Origin of the sequence: Pseudomonas sp. K5002, from assembly GCF_013386655.1 — a bacterium.
Taxonomy (GTDB): Bacteria; Pseudomonadota; Gammaproteobacteria; order Pseudomonadales; family Pseudomonadaceae; genus Aquipseudomonas.
Map to the genome: position 1 here is coordinate 1 of NZ_JACARK010000138.1, position 5,161 is coordinate 5,161.

The 5,161-nt window shown below is 57.9% G+C and carries 6 protein-coding genes and 1 pseudogene; 4 read left to right on the top strand and 3 right to left on the bottom strand.

Annotated elements, in window-relative coordinates:
* The 3 genes and pseudogenes from HX846_RS08075 to HX846_RS08085 all read right to left on the bottom strand — a co-directional run.
* A pseudogene (locus tag HX846_RS08075) lies at positions 1-1,086 on the bottom strand (DNA mismatch repair protein MutS); the annotation flags it as partial.
* A 232-nt stretch (positions 1,087-1,318) separates the two neighbouring features.
* Positions 1,319-1,489 (bottom strand): hypothetical protein, encoded by a 171-nt coding sequence (locus tag HX846_RS08080; protein WP_003208685.1) that lies wholly within the window; start codon positions 1,487-1,489, stop codon positions 1,319-1,321.
* Positions 1,489-2,241 carry a zeta toxin family protein gene (locus HX846_RS08085; protein WP_256344341.1) on the bottom strand — a complete coding sequence of 251 codons (753 nt, stop codon included), beginning with the start codon at positions 2,239-2,241 and terminating at the stop codon, positions 1,489-1,491. The genes HX846_RS08080 and HX846_RS08085 overlap by 1 nt, the downstream gene beginning before the upstream one ends.
* A gap of 142 nt (positions 2,242-2,383) precedes the next feature.
* Between HX846_RS08085 and HX846_RS08090 the strand changes: the two genes are divergently transcribed.
* The 4 genes from HX846_RS08090 to HX846_RS08105 form a co-directional block, all read left to right on the top strand.
* Complete coding sequence (locus HX846_RS08090) at positions 2,384-3,118, top strand: XRE family transcriptional regulator (RefSeq protein ID WP_023659216.1); 735 nt, start codon at positions 2,384-2,386, stop codon at positions 3,116-3,118.
* A 610-nt stretch (positions 3,119-3,728) separates the two neighbouring features.
* Positions 3,729-4,067: a phage holin family protein gene (locus tag HX846_RS08095; RefSeq protein ID WP_003208680.1), complete on the top strand. Its 339-nt coding sequence runs from the start codon at positions 3,729-3,731 to the stop codon at positions 4,065-4,067.
* 22 nt (positions 4,068-4,089) lie between these two features.
* Complete coding sequence (locus HX846_RS08100) at positions 4,090-4,605, top strand: hypothetical protein (protein ID WP_087695285.1); 516 nt, start codon at positions 4,090-4,092, stop codon at positions 4,603-4,605.
* A gap of 3 nt (positions 4,606-4,608) precedes the next feature.
* A partial coding sequence (locus HX846_RS08105; protein WP_178965228.1) for a phage baseplate assembly protein V occupies positions 4,609-5,161 on the top strand: 553 nt, incomplete at its 3' end.

The following is a 5,161-nucleotide window of genomic DNA, read 5'->3' on the forward strand; positions in this document are numbered from 1 at the left end:
GCGGGGCCGCGCGTTACGCAGGCCGATCCGCGCCAGGATCCGCTCGATATCGCCGATTTCCTTGAGCTGCGGTTGCAGCTTTTCAAAGCGGTAGCGGTCGAGCAGGCAGGTAATAGAGGTCTGGCGGGCTTGCAGCACGGTCAAATCCCGCAGCGGGCGGTTCAACCAGCGGGTGAGCAAGCGGCTGCCCATGGCGGTCTGGCAACGGTCGACCACCGATTGCAGGGTGTTGTCGCGCCCGCCGGCCAGGTTGGTGTCCAGTTCCAGGTTGCGACGGCTGGCGCCATCCAGCACCACGGTGTCGTCCAGGCGTTCATGACGCAGGCTGCGCAAATGCGGCAGGGCAGTGCGCTGGGTTTCCTTGGCATAGCTGAGCAGGCAACCGGCGGCGCCGATGGCCAGGGTCAGGGTTTCGCAACCGAAGCCCTTGAGGTCTTGCACGGAGAATTGCTGGCACAGGCTTTTCAGCGCCGAATCACGCTCGAAATCCCACGGCGCACGACGCTTGGTCCCACGGCGACGTTCCGCCGGCAGGTCCTTTGGCCAGTCGTCCGGGATCATCAACTCCACCGGATTGACGCGCTCAAGCTCCGCCAGCAGATTCTCCCAGCCCTTGATCTCCAGCACCGTGAAGTTGCCACTGGTGATATCCAGGACTGCCAGGCCGAACAGGCGTTCGTCCCCCAGTACTGCCGCGATCAGGTTGTCGCGACGCTCATCCAGCAGCGCCTCATCACTCACCGTACCCGGCGTGATGATGCGCACCACCTGGCGTTCCACCGGGCCCTTGCTGGTGGCCGGGTCGCCGATCTGCTCACAGATCACCACCGACTCGCCCAGCTTCACCAGCTTGACCAGGTAACCTTCCAACGAATGATATGGAATCCCGCACATCGGAATTGACTGCCCGGCCGACTGCCCGCGCGCGGTCAGGGTGATGTCCAGCAACTTGGCCGCCTTCTTCGCGTCTTCATAGAAGATCTCGTAGAAGTCGCCCATGCGGTAGAACATCAACTGATCAGGGTGCTGGTTTTTCAGGCGCCAGTACTGCTGCATCATCGGGGTGTGGCTGGAGAGGTCGGTCATACGCGGGGTTCAGCTCTTCCTGTCGATTTTTGGCAAGGGTAAATAGGCTAATGGTACATTGATTTTTTATGCATTGTGGGCGGCTATACGATGTTGAATTCTCGCTACGAGCCTTATAAACGATGTGTTTGTCCTATGGTTTACGATGGAAACCAAGACAGATCGGGTTCGGTTGATCAATAAAAAAACCCGACGCTGGGTCGGGTTCTTTATTGCAGTGCCTTAGTAGATGTCAGGCTCGTTTTGCCTCAGCTGCCATCAATACAAGGTTCTGCTGTTTGGTCGCTTCGGTCAGCACTTCGCTGTATACGCGCTTTTTTTGATCAGATTTAGCGTTACGAATAAAGTCGGCAAAGGGGCTTTTTGCACCTTTGGTCAAGCCCAGCTTAATCGAAATCATCATTACGCTCCTGATGGTTGCCCGAGTCTGGCCTCAAGATCGGCCCGCGTGTGTCGCTCAGGAATATGGTAGTCAATTTTTTCGACACCGGCTTTGTACAATCGTCCCGAGTTGTCAATGTGCTTGAGCAGCAAATCCACGTGGATATCGCCGCCGTACTCTAGCTTAAGTGCGTTGACGACGTCACGTGCGGCAAAGTACTGGTCGATGAAATGCTCTTTACGAATCCTTCTTCCTTCTGCTTCTTCGCGAGCTTTGACGAAGTCCCAAGCGAGCCTCGGATCCTGGTAGACGTACAGAATCTGTACGAACCTGCCTTTTCTTAAGGAACGATCCACATTCCGCCTGGCGACATCAATGTTTGAAAATGTTCCGTCAAGGAGGAACGACTGCTGTTGGTCCATCGCAAAATCCAGAATCTTCTCCACCAAAATAGAAACCCCTCTCTGGAATAACCAGGAGTTACCGCCGGTATAGGCAACAAATTCGCTACGAAGCTCATCGGGGTCAATTCGAAGGATCGGGGTGTCGGCAAAAAGATTCACGAGCGCGATTGATGCCTCGGTTTTTCCTGCACCCGGTGAGCCGGCCATGTAGACCGATACAGGCGCCTCTTCCGGAGGATAGATAGCTTTGTCGGTCAGACGCCTGGCAATCATTTTCTTGTTTGAGCGAGCAAAGCGCAGCGCTTCGTCTGAGACTTCTTGCTCTGACTGCGTCATGACTTTTCTGATTGGATCTGCAAAGTGCGTCATCAACAAACCCAGCATTTTTCCGATAGGCGCAGGTTAGCATGCGAGGCAGACCACAAATGGTTAGGTAAAAATCTGCAATCAATGCATTAAATATGCAAATAAGCATTTGCCAAGCATCAAAACTGTCTGCACTATCCGCGTTATGCAAAAACGCAACGTTTCTATCGTCTTAAGAGAGCTGCTGGACCGCGACCGGATCTCCCCCACGGAGCTTCACCGGCGTACCGGCGTGCCTCAATCCACACTGTCCCGGATCCTCAGCGGCAAGATCGTTGATCCGTCGGACAAGCACATCTCGCGCATCGCCGATTACTTCCAGGTCAGCACCGATCAGCTGCGCGGGCGCGCAGGGCTGGTGCCGGCGCGGTCGGACGAGCGTGACCCGATGCATTCGGAACTCAAGGACATAAGCCTGTGGGACGACGAAACACCCGTTAATGATGACGAGGTGTCGATCCCCTTTCTGCGCGAGGTTGAATTGGCTGCTGGATCAGGAAGATTCGTCATCGAGGAAAGCGAGAAGGCCAGCCTGCGGTTCGGCAAGCGCAGCCTGCGGCATAACGGTGTGCAGTTCGACCAGGCCAAGTGCGTGACGGTGCGCGGCAACAGTATGTTGCCGGTGCTGCGCGACGGCGCCACCGTAGGTGTCAATGCGGGCAAATGCGGGATTGGTGACATCGTCGATGGCGATCTTTACGCCATCAATCACAACGGCCAGCTACGGGTGAAACAGCTCTATCGCCTGCCTTCCGGGATTCGCCTGCGTAGCTTCAACCGCGATGAACATCCGGACGAGGACTACAGCTTCCAGGAAATCCAGGATGAACAGATCAGCATCCTTGGTCACGTTTTCTGGTGGGGCATGTACGCCCGCTAACCCTTCTGTGTAAGACAAAGCCCGCCAGTGAGCGGGCTTTTTTTCGTCTGCGTAACACCACCAAACCCTTTGCCTGCGGGGCTATAAATGCACCTGCGCATTTCTTGCGCAAAAATAAATGCATTTGTGCATTGACTGTATATGCATACATGCATATTCTTCATCTCAAGCCAGCCAAGAAGGCCTGGTGGAGGCGGCAAGGATGCTGCCAAGGAAGACAAGGACGTTACGCAACACCGGCAAGGACGCCATCGAAGCGATGGCAAGGATGCCAGGCAATACCGGCAAGGATGCCGACGCTCTTTAGTTTCAAACCGCTTCAAGAACAGGCAGCGATGAACCGGCCTTAACGGTTCAGAGGGTTGGCAACTGGCCCGGGTGTGCAGCGTAAAGCACCAGAAGCAGTTATCCGGCAGACAGGGATCGTGGTCGGAAAAACATTGAGGAAAGAACCGTACCGCGCCAGTAGCGCCGAAAGTTCGAGGACATCATTACTGAAAAGCCCGGGCAACCGGGCTTTTTGGAATGCCTACCTAGAGAACCCATTCAAATTGAAACAAACACCTACAACCGGCGACCTGCCGGTATCACTCATTCCAGGAGGCGTGACATGACAAACGAGCAGCAAGCGTTGGCGGAAATGCCTATCTGGCTGGTCATCGTATTGGCGGTGATTGGCGGGGTTTCCGGAGAAATGTGGCGCGCCGACAAGGAAGGCGCCCGCGGTTGGTCGCTTATGCGGCGCCTGGCCCTGCGTTCGGGGGCCTGCATGGTGTGCGGGGTATCAGCCCTGATGCTGTGCTACGCCGCCGGCATGTCGATCTGGACGGCCGGCGCCATTGGGTGCCTGACCGCCATGGCCGGCGCCGACGTGGCCATCGGCCTTTATGAACGCTGGGCGGCCAAGCGCATCGGCGTCAACGAAGGCCCTGGCCGGGACCCGCAGTAACCGTTGCAAGGACGCTACTTAAATGACACTTATCGAAAAACCCTCCCAACTGCCCCAGGCCATCAGCGAGGCACTGCGCAGGGCGTTTCCGGAACTTAAGGTCGGCACTCATCAGGACTTTCAGGGCGCCGCGAACAACACCGGCGTGTTGATCACGGTCGAAGGCAATGGGCCGGGCCTTCGCTCCCGCGAGGGGCGCAAGGCCCATGCCCTGGGGATTTCACTCAAGGCCATGGTGGCCCCGGGTGCCTTGCCCTTTGATGCCTGCGACCTGGCCAGCCAACTGATGGACCTGGTGCTGGATAACCGCTGGAACCTGCCGCAGGCGCAGTGCGACCTGCCGACCAGCATTGTCGCTGCGCCTTCAATACGCACCAGCGCGGAGACGGACTACGACACCTGGACCGTCACCTTCACCCAAACCCTCTATATCGGGCCGCCGTTGCTCAACGATCCCACAGGCAAGCCGCTTTTTGCCTGCACCTGGGACGTCTCGAACATCGACGACCCCGACCAATACAAGCCGCTGGCGGAGTAGCCCATGTTCGACGCGCTGTTACGCATGCAGCTGGGGCCGATCGTGGAGCGCCTGGCGGAAATGGAAAGCCAGCTCGAAGACCTGTATCGACGCGCCGAAAGTTTCTGCCGAATCGGCGTGTGCCAGGAGGTCGACGCCGCCAGCAATACCTGCAAGGTCAGCCACGGCGAACTGCTCACCCCGGCGATCCGCTTTTTCAACCCCAGCGCCGGGGCACAGACGGAAACCCGCATCCCGTCAGTAGGCGAGCAATGTTTGCTGCTCAACTACGGCGCCGGGGAGGGCGGGGCGCAATCGGTGGCCTTGTTCGGCTTGAACAGCGACCGCTTTCCACCGGTCTCCAGCGCTTCGACACTGACCCGGCGCCGCCATCAGGACGGTACCCAGAGCGACTACGACGACGCCAGCCATACCTTCAACTGGGTCAATGGCCCCACCACGTTCACAGGTTCCCGCGAACAGGTCGACATCAAGGTCGGCGCCGCCAGCCTCACGATGAGCGCCCAGGGCGTCACGCTGCAAGTCGGCGGCACCAGCCTGTTGCTGGACGCCGGCG

Bases quoted from the DNA above. Each gene is read 5' to 3' on its own strand.
- HX846_RS08080 (WP_003208685.1), bottom strand. From the start codon at position 1,489: ATGATGATTTCGATTAAGCTGGGCTTGACCAAAGGTGCAAAAAGCCCC.
- HX846_RS08085 (WP_256344341.1), bottom strand. From the start codon at position 2,241: ATGACGCACTTTGCAGATCCAATCAGAAAAGTCATGACGCAGTCAGAG.
- HX846_RS08090 (WP_023659216.1), top strand. From the start codon at position 2,384: ATGCAAAAACGCAACGTTTCTATCGTCTTAAGAGAGCTGCTGGACCGC.
- HX846_RS08095 (WP_003208680.1), top strand. From the start codon at position 3,729: ATGACAAACGAGCAGCAAGCGTTGGCGGAAATGCCTATCTGGCTGGTC.
- HX846_RS08100 (WP_087695285.1), top strand. From the start codon at position 4,090: ATGACACTTATCGAAAAACCCTCCCAACTGCCCCAGGCCATCAGCGAG.